The organism is Streptomyces sp. NBC_00878, from assembly GCF_026341515.1.
Classification (GTDB): Bacteria; Actinomycetota; Actinomycetes; order Streptomycetales; family Streptomycetaceae; genus Streptomyces.
This window is the reverse complement of sequence record NZ_JAPEOK010000002.1, coordinates 294724-309630: the sequence shown is the minus strand read 5'-3', so window position 1 is coordinate 309630 and position 14907 is coordinate 294724. Positions and strand designations below refer to the sequence as shown.

Annotated in this window: 13 protein-coding genes; 4 read left to right on the top strand and 9 right to left on the bottom strand. The window is 68.2% G+C overall.

Annotated elements, in window-relative coordinates; all coding sequences use genetic code 11:
* Window positions 1-2: 2 nt before the first annotated feature.
* Window positions 3-899, bottom strand: coding sequence for a proline iminopeptidase-family hydrolase (locus OHA11_RS45785; protein WP_266508315.1), 897 nt, complete (start codon window positions 897-899; stop codon window positions 3-5).
* A gap of 410 nt (window positions 900-1309) precedes the next feature.
* Here OHA11_RS45785 and OHA11_RS45780 point away from each other — a divergent pair, with 410 nt between their 5' ends.
* Genes OHA11_RS45780 through OHA11_RS45770 form a run of 3 tightly spaced genes read left to right on the top strand, consistent with a single transcriptional unit; the run spans window position 1310 to window position 4051 of the window.
* Window positions 1310-2542: a cytochrome P450 gene (locus tag OHA11_RS45780; protein WP_266508313.1), complete on the top strand. Its 1233-nt coding sequence runs from the start codon at window positions 1310-1312 to the stop codon at window positions 2540-2542.
* A 58-nt stretch (window positions 2543-2600) separates the two neighbouring features.
* Window positions 2601-3833, top strand: coding sequence for a cytochrome P450 (locus tag OHA11_RS45775; RefSeq protein WP_266508312.1), 1233 nt, complete (start codon window positions 2601-2603; stop codon window positions 3831-3833).
* A 26-nt stretch (window positions 3834-3859) separates the two neighbouring features.
* Window positions 3860-4051 carry a ferredoxin gene (locus tag OHA11_RS45770; protein WP_266508311.1) on the top strand — a complete coding sequence of 64 codons (192 nt, stop codon included), beginning with the start codon at window positions 3860-3862 and terminating at the stop codon, window positions 4049-4051.
* Window positions 4052-4172: 121 nt separating this feature from the next.
* Here OHA11_RS45770 and OHA11_RS45765 read toward each other — a convergent pair whose 3' ends face one another.
* From OHA11_RS45765 to OHA11_RS45755, 3 genes are read right to left on the bottom strand one after another with little or no spacing between them, the layout of a single operon-like run.
* A complete protein-coding gene (locus OHA11_RS45765; protein WP_266508309.1) occupies window positions 4173-4616 on the bottom strand; it encodes a cobalamin B12-binding domain-containing protein in 444 nt (147 codons plus the stop codon).
* A 34-nt stretch (window positions 4617-4650) separates the two neighbouring features.
* Window positions 4651-6228, bottom strand: a complete 1578-nt coding sequence (locus tag OHA11_RS45760; protein WP_266508307.1) for a methylmalonyl-CoA mutase — start codon at window positions 6226-6228, stop codon at window positions 4651-4653.
* Window positions 6229-6249: 21 nt separating this feature from the next.
* The gene (locus OHA11_RS45755) at window positions 6250-7875 is read right to left on the bottom strand and encodes an acyl-CoA carboxylase subunit beta (RefSeq protein WP_266508305.1); all 1626 of its coding nucleotides are present in this window, start codon (window positions 7873-7875) and stop codon (window positions 6250-6252) included.
* A gap of 245 nt (window positions 7876-8120) precedes the next feature.
* Between OHA11_RS45755 and OHA11_RS45750 the strand changes: the two genes are divergently transcribed.
* On the top strand, window positions 8121-8345 hold the full coding sequence (locus OHA11_RS45750; RefSeq protein WP_266508303.1) for a DUF5988 family protein: 225 nt from the start codon (window positions 8121-8123) through the stop codon (window positions 8343-8345).
* Between the two features lie 218 nt (window positions 8346-8563).
* Here the strand turns inward: OHA11_RS45750 and OHA11_RS45745 are convergent, their stop codons facing one another.
* The 5 genes from OHA11_RS45745 to OHA11_RS45725 all read right to left on the bottom strand — a co-directional run bounded on the left by OHA11_RS45745 (window position 8564) and on the right by OHA11_RS45725 (window position 14405).
* Window positions 8564-9427, bottom strand: coding sequence for a hypothetical protein (locus tag OHA11_RS45745; protein WP_266508302.1), 864 nt, complete (start codon window positions 9425-9427; stop codon window positions 8564-8566).
* Window positions 9428-9561: 134 nt separating this feature from the next.
* Window positions 9562-9933: a fic family toxin-antitoxin system, toxin component gene (locus OHA11_RS45740; RefSeq protein ID WP_266508300.1), complete on the bottom strand. Its 372-nt coding sequence runs from the start codon at window positions 9931-9933 to the stop codon at window positions 9562-9564.
* Window positions 9930-10187 (bottom strand): hypothetical protein, encoded by a 258-nt coding sequence (locus tag OHA11_RS45735; RefSeq protein ID WP_266508299.1) that lies wholly within the window; start codon window positions 10185-10187, stop codon window positions 9930-9932. Before OHA11_RS45735 ends, OHA11_RS45740 begins: the two co-directional genes overlap by 4 nt.
* A 92-nt stretch (window positions 10188-10279) precedes the next feature.
* A complete protein-coding gene (locus OHA11_RS45730) occupies window positions 10280-11956 on the bottom strand; it encodes a hypothetical protein (protein ID WP_266508298.1) in 1677 nt (558 codons plus the stop codon).
* A 175-nt stretch (window positions 11957-12131) separates the two neighbouring features.
* Entirely contained in the window at window positions 12132-14405 is a 2274-nt protein-coding gene (locus OHA11_RS45725; RefSeq protein WP_266508296.1) for a M4 family metallopeptidase, read from the bottom strand.
* Window positions 14406-14907 lie beyond the last annotated feature (502 nt).

Here is a 14907-nt window from a genome sequence, read left to right as displayed (position 1 = left end):
CTTCACAGGCTCTTCAGGAAATCGGTCATCACCTCGAAGAACCGGTCCGGTTCCTCAAGGTGCGGCAGGTGGCTGGATTCCTCGAAGATCTCCCAGCGGGCGCCGGGGATGTGGTCCTGGTACGGCTGGACGACCGCCTCGGTGGCCTCGTCGTGGCGGCCGCTCATCAGCAGCGTCGGGGTGCGGATCGCGGCGAGTTCGTCGACGATCGACCAGTTCTTCAGCGAACCGATGACGTGGAACTCGGTGGGGCCGTTCATCGTGTAGTACACGGTCGGGTCGTTGTAGATCTCCATGAAGGAGGAGAGGAAGTCCAGCGGCCACGGCTGGACCCGGCACACATGGCGGTCGTAGAAGACCCGCATGGCCGCGTGGTACTCCTCCGAGTCGTACGTGCCGGCCGCCTCGTGCCGCAGCAGCGTCTCGTGCACGTGCGGCGGCAGCTCTGCCCGCAGTCGCGCCATCTCCTCCATCCAGATCGGATACGAGGCGGGCGCGTTGGCGATGACCAGGCCGCGCAGGCCCGTCGGGTGACCCATGGCGTGCTTGGCGCACAGGGGGCCGCCCCAGGACTGGCCGAAGAGCACGTAGTCATCGGCGATCCCCAACCGGCTGACGAGGTTGTCCAGTTCGGCCATGAACAGCTCGACCGTCCAGAACTCCGGTTCCTTGTCCGGCAGATGGGTCGAGCCGCCGTTGCCGAGCTGGTCGTAGTGCACGACCGGCCAGCCGTCCTCGGCGAGGCGGGCCAGCGGCAGCAGGTAGTCGTGCGTGCTGCCGGGGCCGCCGTGTACGGCGACGACCGCCGGCCGGCCCGCGTGGAGTTCACCGGTCGTGCGGTACCAGGTTCGGTACTCCCCGAAGGGGACGGTGCCCTTCGCACTGGGCGGCGGGGACACAGTGATCACCTCAATCGGCGGCAGGATGGGGGCGGCAGCGACGTGCCGCGAGGACCAGGGGACCGTGATCCGAAAACGACGCTAACCGGCGCCACGACGAGGCTGGACCCCTAGCTGCCCCTAGGGGACTGTCGTGCACATCACTCTCGGCGAGGGTGTCGGCACCCGATGCGGCCAGCTCCTGCGGCAGCGTGTGGAAGCGCAGGTACAGCGGCCGTGATCCGCCGGACTCCGCCGGCCGGAGGGCCGCACTCCGTCCGGTTCACGGAACCAGGGGCCCTTAGGGGTGTGGTCGGCGGGGCGCGGCTGTTTAGCGTGCGGGAGACGGCCGACAGCGCCATATCGCCGCCGGCTCCGGGCGTCAGTCTCTGGTGCCGACGCGTCCTGTTACCCGAATGCGAGAGGGCATCATGACTGCACCTGCCGATCCGGCCCACGAGGCCGCGCTTCCGGAATTTCCGATGCGGCGCGCCTGCCCCTTCAGCCCGCCCGACGAGTACGGCGAGATGCGCGAGAACGACCCGGTCTCGCGGGCCCAGCTGAAGGTCAACGGCAAGCCCGCCTGGCTGGTCACCAGGCACGAGCACTACAAGAAGCTGCTCGGTGACGCGCGGGTGAGCGCCAACCTGAAGCTGCCCGGATACCCGCTGCAGGTGCCGGTGCCGGAGGAGATGCTCCAGGCGGTGCCGCTGACCTTCCTTTCGATGGACCCGCCGGACCACACCGTCCAACGGCGCATGCTCGCCCCGGAGTTCGGCCTGCGCCGGATGCGCGCGCTGCGCGAGCGGGTGCAGGAGATCGTGGACCACCAGATCGACCAGTTGATCGCCAAGGGCAGCGAGGGCCCGGTGGACCTGGTGAGCAACCTGGCGCTGCCGGTTCCCTCACTGGTGATCTGCGAACTGCTCGGCGTGCCCTACGAGGACCATGCCCGGTTCGAGGAATGGGCGTGGGCGATCATGAACCACGACATCAGCGACGAGGACCGCGGTGTCGCGCACTACGAGCTCGACAAGTACGTCGACGGGCTGGTCACCGCCAAGGAGAGCGAGCCCGGCGACGACATGATCAGCCGGCTGATCGAGTTCAACCGCGCCGAACCGGCCGTCGAGCACTCCGACATCGTCAGCATGGCCCGGCTGATGCTGGTCACCGGCCACGAGACGACCGCCAACATGATCGCCCTGGGCACGCTGGCGCTGCTGGAGCACCCCGACCAGCTGGCCGCCGTCCGCGAGGACCCGGAGCTGATGCCGCGAGCGGTCGAGGAGCTGCTGCGGTTCTTCTCCATCTCCGACGCCGGCACCGCGCGGGTCGCTCTGGAGGACATCGAGCTGGGCGACGTCACCATCCGCGCGGGCGAGGGCATCCTGCCGCTGAACAACGCCGCCAACCACGACGAAACCGTCTTCCCCGACGCGAACACGCTCGACCTGCGGCGCGAGTCGCGCAGCCACGTGGCCTTCGGCTACGGCGTCCACCAGTGCATCGGGCAGAACCTGGCCCGGCTGGAGCTGGACGTCGTCTACACGACCCTCTTCCGCCGCCTGCCGACGCTGCGGCTGGCCGCCCCGGTCGAGGAACTGCGGTTCAAGGACGACGCCATCGTCTACGGCCTCTACGAACTGCCCGTCGCCTGGTGACGGCGGACGACCACCGCGTTTCCCCTTCCGCCGCGCCGCGCCTGTCTGAGAGGGCATCATGACCCAGTCCGCCGAAGAGGCACCCGAGACGACGCAGTACCCGCAGTTCCCCATGAAGCGCACCTGCCCGTTCAGCGAACCGGACGAGTACGCCGGGTTCCGCGCGAGCGACCCGGTCTCCCGCGCCACACTGAAGGTGAACGGCAAGCCCACCTGGCTGGTCACCAAGCACGAAGACGTGAAGCAGGTGCTGGGCGACGCACGCGTGAGCTCGAACCTCAAACTCCCGGGCTACCCGCACCAGTTCCACATCCCCGAGGAGATGCTGGCGCAGGTCCGGCTGATGCTGCTGTCCATGGACCCGCCGGACCACACGGCCCAACGCCGCATGCTCATCCCCGAGTTCACCGCCCGCAGGGTGAAGGAGATGCGCCCGCGGATCCAGGAGATCGTGGACGAGCAGATCGACGCGATGCTCGCGTCCGGTGGACCGGTGGACCTGGTGACCGCGCTCGCGCTGCCTCTGCCGTCGCTGGTGATCTGCGAACTGCTCGGCGTGCCCTACGAGGACCACGCGCAGTTCGAGGAGTGGTCCGCGGCGATGATGAACCACGACCTGAGCCCGGAGGAGTACGGGGCCGCGGTGCAGGGCCTCGACATGTACCTCGACAAGCTCGTCACCGCCAAGGAGAGCGAGCCCGGGGACGACCTCATCAGCCGGTTCATCGAGAAGAACCGCGTGGAGCAGGTCGCCGACCATGTCGACGTGGTGACAATGGCCCGGCTGATGCTGGTCGGAGGCCACGAGACCACGGCCAACATGATCGCGCTGGGCGTGCTGGCGCTGCTGGAACACCCCGAGCAGCGCAAGGCGGTGCAGGAGGACCCCTCCCTGCTGCCGCACGCCATCGAGGAGTTGCTGCGTACGTTCTCCATCTCCGACTCCGGTACCGCCCGGGTCGCCCTGGAGGACATCGAGGTCGGCGGCACCACCATTCGCGCGGGCGAGGGCATCCTCGCCCTGAACAACGCCGCCAACCACGACGAGGCCGTCTTCCCCGACGCCGGCACCCTCGACATCCACCGCAAGGAGGCCCGCAGCCATCTCGCCTTCGGCTACGGCATCCACCAGTGCATCGGGGCGAACCTCGCCCGGGTGGAGCTGGAGGTCGTCTACGGCACCCTGCTGAGCCGCATCCCCGGACTGCGGCTGGCCACGCCGGTGGAGGAGCTGCGCTTCAAGGACGACGCCATGGTCTACGGCGTCTACGAACTGCCCGTCACCTGGTGACGGCCGACCCGATCGGAGTCTGACTCATGCGTGTCAGCACGGACAACGACAAGTGCGTGGGCGCGGGCCAGTGCGCGATGCTCATTCCCGACGTCTTCGACCAGGGCGACGACGGCATCGTCGTCCTGCTCCAGAAGGAGCCGGCCGAGGACGTCCACGACGACGTACGCCAGGCCGCGGTGCTGTGCCCCTCCGGGTCCATCCACATCGCGGACTGACCTGACCGCCGCACCCATCGGGCGGTGCAGTGACGCCGAAGGGCCGGGAGCAGACAGCTCCCGGCCCTTCGGCGTTCGGCCGGCTCGGCGGAAGACTCCCGACTCAGCCCACTGTCAAGTCTCAGCCCACCGTCAAGCTGGTCGCGTCGGTGGGACGTGCGCCACGCTGCGGTCGCATCTTCGTCGTCACCCACTCCACGACCTCCTGGGTGGACGTACCCGGCGTGAACAGGGCCGCGACCCCGCGTTCCAGCAGCGGCGCGATGTCCGCGTCCGGAATGATGCCGCCGCCGAAGACGATGATGTCCGCCGCGTCGGCCTCCCGGAGCAGCTCGACGACCTCGGTGAACAGCGTCATGTGGGCACCCGAGAGGACGGAGAGACCGATGCCGTCGGCATCCTCCTGGATGGCCGTGGCCACGATCTGCGTGGGTGTCTGGTGAAGTCCGGTGTAGATGACCTCGACACCGACGTCTCGCAGGGCACGTGCGATGACCTTGGCGCCACGGTCGTGGCCGTCGAGGCCCGGCTTCGCCACGACGACACGGAGGGGTTCGGTCGGCACGGGTGGGGCTCCTTGTCTCTTCACGGGTTTCGGATCAGGACGCGTCGGCGGGGATGTAGGTGCCCCAGATCTCCCGGAGGGCGTTGCAGATCTCGCCCACGGTGGCTCGGGCCCGCAGCGCGTCCTTCATCGGGTAGAGGACGTTGTCCTCACCTTCGGCGGCCTTCCTCAGAGCGATGAGAGCCGCGTCCACCGCAGGCTGATCACGTTCGGCACGGAGCCTGGCGAGGCGTTCGGCCTGCTGGGCCTCGATGGCCGGGTCCACCCGCAGCGGCTCGTACGGCTCCTCCGCGTCGAGCTGGAAACGGTTGACGCCGACCACGACCCGCTCACCGGCATCGGTCTCCTGCGCGATCCGATACGCGCTGCGCTCGATCTCGCCCTTCTGGAAACCCCGCTCGATCGCGTTGACCGCACCACCCAACTCCTCGATCTTCACCAGGAGTTCGGTGATGGCCGCCTCGACGTCGTCGGTCATCTTCTCGATCACGTACGAGCCCGCGAACGGGTCGACGGTCGCGGTCACGTCCGTCTCGTACGCCAACACCTGCTGCGTACGCAGAGCCAGACGGGCCGACTTGTCCGTCGGCAGCGCGATCGCCTCGTCGAACGAGTTGGTGTGGAGGGACTGGGTGCCACCCAGGACCGCAGCCAGACCCTGCACGGCGACACGGACCAGGTTCACCTCCGGCTGCTGCGCCGTCAGCGCCACCCCCGCCGTCTGCGTATGGAAACGCAGCATCCACGACTTCGGATTCCGTGCCCCGAACTCCTCGCGCATCACCCGCGCCCAAATCCTGCGCGCCGCACGGAACTTGGCCACCTCTTCCAACAGCGTCGTCCGCGCCACGAAGAAGAACGACAGCCGGGGCGCGAAATCATCCACATCCATCCCGGCAGCGACCGCCGTCCGCACGTACTCGATGCCGTCGGCGAGCGTGAACGCGATCTCCTGAGCAGGCGAGGCACCCGCCTCCGCCATGTGATACCCGGAGATCGAGATCGTGTTCCAGCGCGGGATCTCCGCCCGGCAGTACTTGAAGATGTCCGCGATCAGCCGCAGGGAAGGCTTGGGCGGGAAAATGTACGTACCCCGCGCGATGTACTCCTTCAGCACATCGTTCTGAATCGTGCCGGTCAGCTTGCTGGCCGGCACCCCCTGCTCCTCCCCCACCAACTGGTACATGAGCAGCAGCAGCGCGGCGGGCGCGTTGATCGTCATCGATGTCGAGACCCGGTCCAGCGGAATCCCGCCGAACAGCACCTCCATGTCCTCCACCGAATCGATCGCCACGCCCACCTTGCCCACCTCGCCATGCGCGATCGGCGCATCGGAGTCATGGCCCATCTGGGTGGGCAGGTCGAACGCCACCGACAGGCCCATCGTGCCGTTCGCGATCAGCTGCTGATAGCGCGCGTTGGACTCCACCGCCGTACCGAACCCGGCATACTGCCGCATCGTCCACGGCCGACCCGTGTACATGGAGGGGTAGACACCACGGGTGAACGGATACCCGCCCGGCTCGCCCAGCTTCTCCGCCGGATCCCAGCCCTCCAGGGCATCCGGCCCGTAGACCGGCTCGATCGGCAGCCTCGACTCCGACTCACGCACGGCGGTTCTCCTTCGTATCTGTCACTGCGGCGGGTTGCCGTGCTTACGGAGGGGCAGGTCGGCGTGCTTGGTGCGGAGCATGGCGAGGGACCTGATGAGGACCTCGCGGGTTTCGGCGGGGTCGATGACGTCGTCGACCAGGCCGCGCTCGGCCGCGTAGTAGGGGTGCATCAGCTCGGACTTGTACTCCTTGACCATGCGCACGCGCATCGCCTCGGGGTCCTCGGCCTCCGCGATCTGGCGGCGGAAGATGACGTTCGCGGCGCCCTCGGCACCCATCACGGCGATCTCGTTGGTGGGCCACGCGTACGTGAGGTCCGCGCCGATGGACTGGCTGTCCATCACGATGTACGCGCCGCCGTACGCCTTCCTGAGGATCAGCGAGATCCGCGGCACGGTCGCGTTGCAGTAGGCGTACAGGAGCTTCGCGCCGTGCCGGATGATGCCGCCGTGCTCCTGGTCGACACCCGGGAGGAACCCGGGAACATCCAGCAGCGTGATGATCGGGATGTTGAAGGCATCACACATCTGGACGAAACGGGCGGCCTTCTCCGACGCCTCGATGTCCAACACACCCGCCAGGGCCTGAGGTTGACTGGCGACGATGCCGACCACCTGGCCGTCGAGGCGGGCCAGGGCGCAGATGATGTTGCGGGCCCAGCGCTCGTGGATCTCCAGGTGGTCACCGTCGTCGACGAGCTCCTCGATGACCTTCGTCATGTCGTACGGCCGACCGCCGTCCACCGGCACCAGGTCGAGCAGGGCTTCCGAATGGCGGTCCGCCGGATCGGCGGCCTCGACCACGGGCGGGTTCTCGGTGTTGTTCTGCGGCAACAGCGAGAGCAGATACCGCACTTCGGCGATGCAGGTTTCCTCGTCGTCGTAGGCGAAGTGCGCCACGCCGGAGGTCTCGGCGTGCACGTCCGCGCCGCCCAGACCGTTCTGGGTGATCTCCTCGCCGGTGACCGCCTTGACCACGTCCGGGCCGGTGATGAACATCTGCGAGGTCTCGCGGACCATGAACACGAAGTCGGTCAGGGCGGGGCTGTACGCCGCGCCGCCCGCACACGGACCGAGCATCACCGAGATCTGGGGGATGACGCCGGAGGCGCGGGTGTTGCGCTGGAAGATGCCGCCGTAGCCCGCGAGCGCGCTGACACCCTCCTGGATACGGGCCCCCGCACCGTCGTTCAGGGACACCAGCGGCGCACCGGCCGCGATGGCCATGTCCATGATCTTGTGGATCTTCGTGGCATGCGCCTCGCCCAGCGCACCGCCGAAGATCCGGAAGTCGTGCGCGTACACGAAGACCGTGCGACCCTCCACCGTGCCCCAGCCGGTGACCACACCGTCCGTGTACGGCTTCTTCGCCTCCAGCCCGAACCCGGTCGCCCGGTGCCGCCGCAACTGCTCGACCTCGTTGAACGAACCCGCGTCCAGCAGAAGCTCGATCCGCTCCCGCGAAGTCAGCTTGCCCTTGGCGTGCTGCGCCGCCGTCGCCTTCTCACTGGGACCCCGCAGGGCCTCCGCGCGGATCGCGTGCAGCTCGGCCACACGCCCGCGGGCGTCGGCGCGTTCGCCGGCCAATGGCTCGTCCGTTTCGAGGGCTGGCGGTGGAAGGTGGGCGGCCTCCGGCAGAAGCGTCATGTCGTCCCTCCCAGGGCATCACGTTGGAGGCTCTGCATTTCCCCGACGGTAGGGACCGAATCCGTCCGCGCGCACCCCTACCAACCCCTGAAGAGAGGCTCGTCCGCCTTTCTCATCCACCACCCCGATTACCGGTCTTATAGGGGGAGTCCAGGGGTGTCCAAGGGGGCTGTCCCGGCGAAGAATCAATGCGAGACGAGAGGAGGCCCATGCGTAGAGTCGCTCAAGATTCCTCCGCTACCGCGATGAGCTCCGTACAGCTGGAAGGCGGGCCCAACGGGTTGTGCGGAACAGTTGAACTCACCGAACTGGACGAGGTGATCTTCTCCGACGAGAAGATCAAGATCCGCTATGGCAATGGATACGAACACTACGAATCGAGCCGTATACCGCTGCCCGGCACCAACGGCGACGCGGAGTCCGAGCTGGTGACATTCCGGTGGGTCGGCCGAACCAAGATAGCCGAGTAGACGAGAGCATCACGACGCTCTCTCTCCCAAGTATCCCGGTGACCGTTTCCCCCCGTGAACGGTCGCCGGGATTTTCTTTGTGTGCGGCACAAGCTTTGAGCAGAAGCTTTGATGTGTGCAACAGAAGCTTTGAGCGGAATCTTTGTGTGCGGCAGTAGACGGCGAATCGGTCGTCGCGTGAAGACGCGACGACCGTTGTCTTTTCTCCCTCTCTCCGGCTACCGCTCGGTGGTTGCCATGTCCGGGGCGGCGGCGAGCAGAACGGAAACGGTCCGTGCGACGGCGGGGCTCTTGAGTATCTCCTCGTGTTCGTCCCTGAAGAAGATCTCCTGGGCGACGAACCGGGCTTCGGGCAACAGCAGCGCGGTCCTCGTACGGCTGAGTCCGTTGCCGGCGCTCGACGAGCACAGTGCCGTGCAGCGGGACCACAGGGGCATCACGTCGTACGGCTCGGCCAGGGCAAGCACGGACAGCCGGGACAGTGCCCGGTTCAAGGTCGCCGTGGTGGTGCGAGCCCCCACGTCGGCCACATCGGCATCGGCATCGGCATCGGCATCGGCTCGCAGGATGACCGACCGGAGCCGCAGGGCCAAGGCCGCCGGGTCGTCGAGGCTCTGCTCCACGACGGAGTCGAGGCGGAGGTCGAGGGTGTTCACATCGTGGGCGCTCAGCAGGTGCGGGTCCTCGGCCGTCACCCGCCGGAACTCCCCCACCACCGTGTCCGCATCCACCAGTTCGGGGTCGAAGAGCAGCACCCTCGGCGTCAACCCGCCGTCACCGCCGAGCGCTTCGGCGATCGCGCTGGCGAGTATGGAACCCACTCCGTGGCCCAGCACCGCGCGTACGGTCAGACCGCGGGCCCGGACCGCGCGAACCCAAGGCGTGACATAGGCGTCGAGGCTGCCGTCCCCAGGAGGAGCGTCGGCGTGCTCCAGGGCACGCCACACCGTGTGCGGGGTGTCGAGGAGCGGCACGAGTTCCCGGAAGTCCATCCCGTTTCCGCTGGATGGGATGTCGATCGCCAGAACTACCTCGCCGGTTGTCCCGGCGCGCAGCTCTTCCCAGAATTCAGCATCGCCCATGGTGCCTTCCTCACTCCCTGAAGCGGTGGCACGATGTGGCTTGACCGGCCGATGCAAGAAGAGGGCCGGTCGGCGCACTGCTTCAGGCTAGGGCGAGGGGATGTCGACGCTGTACCCCTACCGGGCCCTTACCCTCAGGGTTTCCAGGTGTGCAGGATGGCGGCGATCCGGGCCGCGCTGCAGCGCGGGTGGTTCAGCTCGTGGGCGAGTGCGGTGAGCTGCTCGCGGGTGGGGCTGACGGGGATGTTGCCGGCCTCCAGGTACATGACGGCGACCGCGCAGGCGACGGAGAGGTTGGAACGCTCCAGCCAGCGACAGCGGCCCAGGGCGTGCACCAGGGCAGCGGCCCGGGCGTACGGGCCGTCGTAGACGGGGTGATCGAGCAGTTCGCCACGGTGGCGCGCGACGGCGGCGATGGGCACGCCGTAGTCGTCGACGTCGGGGTCACCGGCGCCTGCCCGTTCGGCGACTTCCAGGATCCAGGACTCGTCGATGTGCAGGATCACGCGGCGGCACCGGGATGCGGCCTGCCGTACGGCGCGTCCAGTTGCTGTTCGAGATCGTCGAGGAAGCTGCCGTGCTCCTCGATGAGGCGCTGTGCCGCGGTCATTCCCGCGGCACGGGCACCGGTCGTGTCCTCGACGATGAGGCGCTCGACGTACTTGTTGAAGTCGAGGCCCCGCGCCGCCGCGGCGCCCTTGCCGGCGTCGAGCACATCGGGGTCCAGCCGAACCTGTGTCTGCTTCTTCGTAGAGGTCACCCCAAAAGGTAGCAGGGTGGTAGCAGACCTGTCGGCGGGACGTGAAAGTGCAAGCGCGGCCCGCACAGCCGAAAGGGCCGGAGGGGTCGGCCTTAGCAACACCCGCCATCGCCGTCGGCACCACCGACGGCTTCGAGGCGGCAGAAACAGGACGCCTCGACCGGTACGTCGGCCAGCGCCGCGGCGATCTTCAGCTGCTGGGCCACGATCTGCGCCTCCCCCGCCTTGCCCAGACGGACGAGGCACTCGTGGAAGCCGTGCAGGGCCCAGACGTTGCCGGGGTGCTGCAAGGCGCGCGGGAGGGTGTCGTCCAGGCCCAGGTCGGCCCGGTAGACGGCTTCGGCCTCCGCGACGCGGCCCTGTTCGAGGAGCAGGGCGCCGTACGCGTGCCGGGTGGGCTGCATCCACCCCCACGGCTCGTCGTAGGGAAGGTTGTCGTCCAGTGCGATGGACCGTTCCAGTGCGGCGAAGGCGGCCTCGTGGTTGCCCTTGCGGTACTCCAGTTCGCCGTCGAGCATCGCCGAGGCGATCGCGAGGATGTCGGCGCAGGTGTTGTTGAACAGCATCCGCGTCTCCGGAACGCGGGTGACGGCCTCGCGGAACAGTTCGCGTTCGGCCTCGGCGGCGGCGATCCGGCCGGTGGCCGAGAACGCGACACCGCGCGCGTAGTGGAGCATCGCGGTCGTCGCGCAGTACAGCTCGGGGTCGGCGGGCAGCGGCAGTTCCACGATGTCGGTCCAGCGGCCGAACCGGATCAGCGCGTGGACCCGCATGGCGAGGAACGCCTCCAGCCAGTCCGCCATGGGCGGGGACTGCACCCGCAGCAGGTCCTCCGGGATGGAGGCTTCGAGCTGGGCGGCGGTCTCCAGGGCGGTCTTCGACTGGCCGAGGAACATCGCGCCGTAGATCTTGAAGTGGTAGTTGTGCGACCTGTACAGGGTGTAGAAGTTCATCGCTCCGGCCCGCGCGCGGTACTTCTCGTCGGCGACGATGGCCGTGCCGTTGTCGGACACCACGCGCCGGTAGTCGCCGCAGAGGACGTCCAGGTGCGTGGGCATGTGCTGCAGGTGTCCGGCGTCGGGGACCAGGCCGCGCAGCCGGTCCGCGACGGGCAGCGCGGTTTCGGGGGCCGAGGACATCTCCATCAGGTGGATGTACATGTGCAGGATGCCCGGGTGCCGCGCCCCGGCCTCGGTGGCGATCGCCCGTTCCAGGACCGCCTTCGCGGCGAGGGTGCGCGCGCCCTCGGCCGGTTCGCCGGTGCGCAGGTCCCACAGCTGCCACGGTGTGAGGTTCATCAGCGCGTCGGCGTAGAGCGTGGCGATGTCGAGGTCGTCGGGGGCGAATTCGTACACGGCGCGCATGCTGTCGGCGTAGGGCTCGTTCCACACCGAGCAGTCCTCGACCGCCTCCGCCTGCGGATAGCGGGACCGCAGCGCGCCGATCAGCGCCTGTTCGACGGGGGTGGCGCCGGCCGCCTTCTCCTGCGCGAGCTCCACGGCGGCGTGCGTGCGGTCGACGGTACGGGCCAGATCCTCGCCGTCGAAGAACTCCCAGGGCTTGTTGTAGTTCGGGCCCAGGGCGTAGGCGATGCCCCAGTGCGCCATGGCGCAGTCAGGATCCGCCGCGACGGCCGCTTCGAAGCAGGAGACGGCTTCCTCGTGATGGAAGGCGTACGACCAGACCAGGCCGCGGTCGAACCACCGCTGGGCCTCGGGGGACGATGTCGTCACGGGCCGGCCGTGAGTGCCGAGATCGTAGTAGTCCATCGGTCCGCCTCTCCTGCGCTGCCTCAGTGGCCGAAGCCCCGAGGGACATCTCTACCATCGAGGCTTGAGGCGATACGGGACACCTCACAGCGCTACCGAAGCGACCGGACCGTACGACCCGAACGCCCGCCCGGACCATGGCGTGGTCCGGGCGGGCGTGAGAGTGGGCGGCAGGTCAGGGAGTGATCCGCCACTGCTGGATGTAGCCCACGTCGATCGACGCGACGTCACGCACCCGCAGCTTCCAGGTGCCCTCGATGGGCTGCGCCGAGGCGTTCACGACGAAGGTCTGGTCCACGTTGTCGGCCGAACCGCCGCTGCGGTTCAGCAGCGAGTAGGCGGTCCCGTCGGGGCCGACCAGCTCGACCGTCAAATCACCCCGGTACGTGTGCACGATGTTGACGTACACCTCCGTGGTCGCCGAGGCGTTGCCCGGGCGGCCCGTGATGGTGATGGGCGACTCGACCGCGGCACCGAGGTCGGGGATGTCGACCCGGGTGGAGTTGCCGTAGACGTACGCCACCCGCCACGCGAAGGTGTCCGACACGGTCGCACCCGTGCTGTCGGTCACCTTCACGGTGACGTCACTGGTGCCGGTCGTGGTCGGGACCCCGGAGATCAGTCCGCCGGCGCTCGCGGTCAGGCCGTCGGGCAGGCCGGTGACCTCGTAGGTCAGCGTCGCGTCCGTGTTGGTCGTGTAGGCGTCGACCTGCAGGGACACCTCCTGGCCGACACCGGAGGTCTGGTCGTCGATCGGGGCGACGTTGACGCCCAGAGCTATGCGGTCGCCGACGTTGATGCCCGCCCAGGCGGCGGCGACGGCGAGGTAGGTGTCGCTGTAGGCCCCGAAGAGGTCGCCCGCGGCCCGCAGGGTCGCGACCCTGGCAGCCGCGTAGTTGGTCGACGACGTCATGTACGTCGTCAGCGCCCGGTACCAGATCCGGGCCGCGTTCTCGATGCCGATGCCCGCGACCGGGACGCCGTCGGCGGTGGGGCTGTCGTAGTTCACCCCGTTGACGGTCTTCGCTCCGCTGCCCTCGGACAGCAGGTAGAAGAAGTGGTTCGCGGGACCGGAGGAGTAGTGGACGTCGATGCTGCCCAGCGAGGCGTCCCAGTTGTCACGGGACGAGCCGTCCTTGGAGGGCTTGTCCATGTACCGCAGCGGGGTGCCGTTGCCGTTGATGTCGATCTTCTCGCCGACCAGGTAGTCGGGGACGTCGGCATCCAGCCCGGCGTTGAACTCCACGGCCGCGGCGAAGATGTCCGAGGTCGCCTCGTTCAGGCCGCCCGACTCCCCCGAGTACGTCAGGTTGGCGGTGGCGCTGGTGACACCGTGGGTCATCTCGTGCGCCGCCACGTCCAGCGAGGTCAGCGGCTTGGCGTTGCCCGACCCGTCGCCGTACGTCATGCAGAAGCAGGAGTCCTGCCAGAAGGCGTTGACGTAGCTGTTGCCGTAGTGGGCGCGGCTGTAGGCGGCGACACCGTCGTTGCGGATGCCGTTGCGGCCGTAAACATTCTTGTAGTAGTCCCAGGTAGCTGCCGCCCCGAAGGCGACGTCGACACCGGCGGTCTGCCGGTTGGCCGGGGTGCCGTCGCCCCAGACATCGTTGTCATCCGTGAACAATGTGCCGGTGCCGGAGGTTCCCTGGTTCAGGTCGTACGTACGCTGCCCCGCGCGATCCCCGTCGACCAGCTGGTACGACGAACCGGACGCCGTGCTGCCTACCGAAACCGAGCCGTTGTACTGGCCCGTACCCGTGCCGGTGTGCACACTCTCGTACTTCGAGGCGACCTTGCCGGAGGCCGCGTCGGTGACGACGTGCAGCTCGCTGGGCGTGCCGTCCTCCTGGAACCCCTCGACGACGGATTCCCAGGCCAGGACCGGCTTGGCCCCGGCGGCGGCCCAGACGACGAGCCGCGGCTTGCCTTCGACCTCGGACCGCTCCACGTCGGCGGCCTTGCCGATCGCGAGCGCCTTGGTGGCGGCGCGGGCCGCGGAGATCTTCGGCGTGGTGGTGGGAACCGCGATGGTTGCGCCGGTGGCCTTGGACGTGGTGGTCCGGCCGTTCTTCAGGTGCAGCACCAGGTCACCGCCGAGGACCGGGAGTCCCGCGTAGGTGCGCTCGTACCGGGTGTGGGTCGTGCCGTCGGCGTCCTTGATGACGTCCTTGACGACGAGCTTCTCCCGCGAGCCGAGGCCGAGTTGCTTGGCCGTGTCCCCGGCGGTGGCGGTCGCGCTCTTGAGGAGCGCGGCGCGCTTTGCCGGCGACAGCTCGGTCTGGGCGGCACCGGCACGTGGCGTGGCGGTGATCTTCGAGGAACCGGGATCCGCGGGTGCGGCGGATACGGGTCCGGTCTGGACTCCGAGGACGAGCAGCGAGCTCGCGGTCGTGAGGGCCAGGGCCGCGGCGCGTCTGCGCCGACGGGCTGAACGATGAAGCCCGGACAATGTCTTCTCCTCCTGCGACGGCCGGCCCTTGGTGCGGGCCGACGGCGAACAGACCGACTGGGTGCGGCCCGTCCGGAAATGGGGGGTGGGGCGGGAAGGAGTGCCGCACGAGGCGGCACGCGAAGATGTGGAACATGTGGAGATGTGAACGATCAGTGAACGTTCCACAGCAGGGTGGCAGCACCCGCACAGGGTTGTCATGGAAGTGACAAGACAACGGCTTGAATTGATCGTCGCCAGGGGCGATTTCACCGCCGTCGACACCCGCGTTCGGCCGCCACGAGGCCGTTGAGTCCGGGCGAGGGTTCACCGGCTTCGGGAGCGGGCCACGCGTCCTGACCTTGCCATGCGGAACGCCGGCTGAGTACGCGTACTCATGAAACGGGACCCAACGTCCGTCAGGCTCCCATGAGACAACGAGAAGACAAGATCCATACCGGACCATGACCGCGACCCTCCCGTGGCCGGGCCCAGACCCTCCCGGGGCCGGGCCCAGTGGGAT